Source organism: Jiangella rhizosphaerae, from assembly GCF_003579925.1.
GTDB classification, from domain to species: domain Bacteria; phylum Actinomycetota; class Actinomycetes; order Jiangellales; family Jiangellaceae; genus Jiangella; species Jiangella rhizosphaerae.
The window spans coordinates 1-3,816 of sequence record NZ_QUAL01000062.1; the positions used below are offsets into that span (position 1 = coordinate 1).

The following is a 3,816-nucleotide window of genomic DNA, read 5'->3' on the forward strand; positions in this document are numbered from 1 at the left end:
GTGCCGGCGACCGGCGACGGGATCTCGGTGTCGACCTTGTCGGTGGAGATCTCGAGCAGCGGCTCGTCGACGGCGACCGTGTCGCCCGGCTGCTTGAGCCAGCGGGTGACCGTGCCCTCGGTGACGCTCTCGCCCAGCGCCGGGAGCGTGACCGGCGTGCTCTCGCCGCCCCCGCCGTCGCCCGACGACGCCGGAGCCTCGGCTGCGGCCGGCGGCTGCTCGGCGGGGGCCTGCTCGGCGGCCGGAGCCTGCTCCGCCGGAGCGGCCTCCTCGGCAGGTGCTGCCTCCTCGGCAGGTGCTGCCTCCTCGGCAGGAGCCGCCTCCTCGGCGGCCGCCTGGCCGCCGCCGTCACCCGCGGACTCGCCCGCCTCGCCGATGACCGCCAGCTCGGCGCCGACCTCGACGGTCTCGTCCTCGGCGACCTTGATCTCCAGCAGCGTGCCGGCGACCGGCGACGGGATCTCGGTGTCGACCTTGTCGGTGGAGATCTCGAGCAGCGGCTCGTCGACGGCGACCGTGTCACCCGGCTGCTTGAGCCAGCGGGTNCCGTGTCACCCGGCTGCTTGAGCCAGCGGGTCACTGTGCCCTCGGTGACGCTCTCGCCGAGTGCGGGCAAGGTGACGGAGGTTGCCATCGTCTGTCCTCTCGAGTGCTGCAAACGGTCGTCGCTACAAGGCCGAGGCAAGCTTATGCCCCGGCAGGTCAGCCGTGGACGTGCAACGGCTTCCCGGCCAGCGCGAGGTGCGCCTCGCCCAGCGCCTCGCTCTGCGTGGGGTGCGGGTGGATCAGCTGGGCGACCTCGTCGGGCAGCGCCTCCCAGTTGTAGATGAGCTGCGCCTCGGCGATGAGCTCGCCGACCCGGGCGCCCACCATGTGCACGCCGATGACCGGGCCGTCCTTCTCGCGCACCAGCTTGGCGAAGCCCTGCGTCTTGAGGATCTGGCTCTTGCCGTTGCCGGCGAGGTTGTACTCGATCGTCTCGATCTTGTCGTCGCCCAGCCGCTCCTTGGCCTGCGCCTCGGTGAGGCCGACGGAGGCGACCTCGGGGTCGCAGTAGGTGACCTTGGGGATGCCGAGGTCGTCGACGGGGACCGGGTTCAGGCCGGCGATCTCCTCGGCGACGAAGATGCCGTGCGCGAAGCCGCGGTGGGCCAGCTGCAGGCCGGGGACGATGTCGCCGACGGCGTAGACGCCGGGCACGCCGGTGCGCAGCCGCTCGTCGGTGACGACGAAGCCGCGGTCGAGCGTGACGCCGTTCTCCTCGTAGCCCAGGCCCTCGGTGACCGGGCCGCGTCCGACGGCGACCAGCAGCACCTCGGCGTCGATGGTCTCGCCGTTCTCCAGCGAGACGGTGACGCCGCCGTCGCGCTTCTCGACGCCGGCGAAGCGCGCGCCGGTCTTGAAGCCGATGCCGCGCTTGCGGAACGTCCGCTCGACGACCTTCGACGACGCCTCGTCCTCGAGCGGGACCAGCCGGGGGAGCGCCTCGACGATGGTGACCTCGGCGCCGAACGAGCGCCACACGCTGGCGAACTCGACGCCGATGACGCCGCCGCCGAGCACCACGACCGAGGACGGCACGCGGTCCAGCGTCAGCGCCTCGTAGCTGCTGAGGACGTGGGTGCCGTCGATCTCCAGCCCGGGCAGCGTGCGCGAGCGCGACCCCGTCGCCAGGACGACGTTGCGGCCCTCGTAGCGGGTGCCGCCGACCTCGACGGCGTTCGGCGCCACCAGGCGCCCCTCGCCCTCGACGTACGTGACCTTGTTGGCCTTGACCAGGCCCTGCAGGCCCTTGTACAGCCGCGCCACGACACCGTCCTTGTAGGCGTTGACGCCGGCCATGTCGATGCCCTCGAAGGAGGTCTTGACGCCGAACTGCTCGCTCTCGCGGGAGTTGTCGGCGACCTCGGCGGCGTGCAGCAGCGCCTTCGTGGGGATGCAGCCGTAGTGCAGGCAGGTGCCGCCGACCTTGTCCTTCTCGATCAGCGCGACGCTCATGCCCAGCTCGCTGGCGCGGAACGCCGCGGCGTAGCCGCCGCTCCCGCCGCCCAGGATGATGACGTCGAAACCGGCAGTGTCGGCCACGGTGGTGCTCCTCGATGTCGTCGTTGTCCTCGCTACCGCGTCAACAGCATCCTTCCATTCGCTGTTCCGACACCATTCACCGGACCGGGACGTTGCACTGTGAGCAGGTAGTGTCGCGATACGGTCCTGGTTTCCACCAGGCGAACGCACTCGGAGGTCTGACGATGGGGTTGTTCCGGCGACGGCGGAAGAGCGCCGATGGCAGCTTGGACCGCGCTGCCGACTCCGCCGACGTCAAGCACCTCGAGGAGTTCGCGCGCAGCCGCCGCGGCGTCGAGGCGTTCGTCGAGCCCCCGACGACCATGACCGCCACCACCGTCGTCTTCGTCGCCCACGACGGCGAGTGGACCCGCCGCCGCGTCCGCGACGCCGGTGCGGCGCACGCGCTGGCCCGCAAGCTGGGCATCCCGGCCTACGACGCGCAGGTGGTCGGCTACCCGCAGCGCATGCGCGACTGGAACCGCAAGAACGGCGGCCGCGGCGCCTGAGCGCCCGCGACCGCCGTTCGAGCGCCCCTGAGGGCGCGAGCCGTCAGATGACGCCGTCGGCGACGTCCTCGACCAGCTGGACCAGCGTGCGGACGGCCGCGCCGGTGCCGCCCTTCGGCGTGTAGCCGAACGCCTTGTCGCTGAACGCCGGCCCGGCGATGTCGAGGTGCGCCCACCCGATGCCGTCGGCGACGAACTCCTGCAGGAACAGCCCGCCCTGCAGCGCGCCGCCCCAGCGGTCGCCGATGTTGGCGATGTCGGCGACGGGGGAGTCGAGCTTCTCGCGCATCTCGGCGGGCAGCGGCAGCGGCCACATCGCCTCGCCGGCCCGGCCCGCGGTGTCGTGGATCTTCGCGCCGAGCTCCTCGTCGTTCGCCATGATGCCGGAGACCCGCTTGCCCAGCGCGACGACGGCGGCGCCGGTGAGCGTCGCGACGTCGATGATGAGGTCGGGCTCGTCCTCGCCGGCCCGGACGATGCCGTCGGCCAGCACCAGGCGGCCCTCGGCGTCGGTGTTGAGCACCTCGACGGTCTTGCCGCCGTAGATCGTGATGACGTCGGACGGGCGCTGCGCGCTGCCCGACGGCATGTTCTCGGCCATCGCGGCGTAGGCGGTGACGGCGACCTTGGTGCCCAGCTGGGCGATGGCGTGCACGGCGGCGATGACGGCCGCGGCGCCGCTCATGTCGCTCTTCATCTCGACCATGCTGTCGGCGGGCTTGAGCGAGAGGCCGCCGGAGTCGAACGTGATGCCCTTGCCGACGAACGCGACGTGCTTCTTCGCCCGCGACGGCCGGTAGGCGACGCGGACCAGCCGCGGCGGGTGGACCGACCCTTGGCCGACGCCGATGAGGCCGCCGTAGCCGCCCTTGGCCAGCGCCTTCTCGTCGAGCACCTCGACATCGAGCTTCGCGCTCTTGGCCAGCTTGGTGGCGGCGTCGGCGAACGTGGCGGGGGTGAGGTCGCGCGGCGGGATGTTGACCCAGTCGCGGGCGCGGTTGACGGCGGCGGCGACGGTCTCGGCCCGGGCGACGGCGTCCTTGACGCCCTTGGCCTTGACGCCCGGGCCGATGAGCGTGACCGACTGGACGGGCGTGGTGGGGTCGCCGGACTTGTACTGGTCGAACGAGTAGGCGCCGAGCGTGATGCCCTCGACGACGGCCGCGGCGTCGGCCTCGTCGAGGACGGGCAGCGCGACGGCGGCGGACTGCTGGCCGGCCAGCGCGCGGGCGGCGGCGCCGGC

General features: G+C 72.3%; 4 protein-coding genes. 1 reads left to right on the forward strand and 3 read right to left on the reverse strand.

What is annotated here, in order from left to right:
- Both DY240_RS07615 and lpdA read right to left on the reverse strand, forming a co-directional pair.
- Positions 1-545, reverse strand: a 545-nt coding sequence (locus DY240_RS07615) for a biotin/lipoyl-containing protein (RefSeq protein WP_325049277.1), incomplete at both ends; no start/stop codon positions are given.
- Between the two features lie 157 nt (positions 546-702).
- On the reverse strand, positions 703-2,085 hold the full coding sequence (lpdA, locus tag DY240_RS07620) for a dihydrolipoyl dehydrogenase (RefSeq protein WP_119659347.1): 1,383 nt from the start codon (positions 2,083-2,085) through the stop codon (positions 703-705).
- 164 nt (positions 2,086-2,249) lie between these two features.
- Between lpdA and DY240_RS07625 the strand changes: the two genes are divergently transcribed.
- Positions 2,250-2,573 carry a hypothetical protein gene (locus DY240_RS07625; RefSeq protein ID WP_119659348.1) on the forward strand — a complete coding sequence of 108 codons (324 nt, stop codon included), beginning with the start codon at positions 2,250-2,252 and terminating at the stop codon, positions 2,571-2,573.
- A gap of 43 nt (positions 2,574-2,616) precedes the next feature.
- On the opposite strand, the gene DY240_RS07630 is transcribed toward DY240_RS07625, so the two are convergent.
- Positions 2,617-3,816: leucyl aminopeptidase (locus DY240_RS07630; RefSeq protein ID WP_119659349.1), on the reverse strand; the 1,200-nt coding region annotated here is incomplete at its 5' end.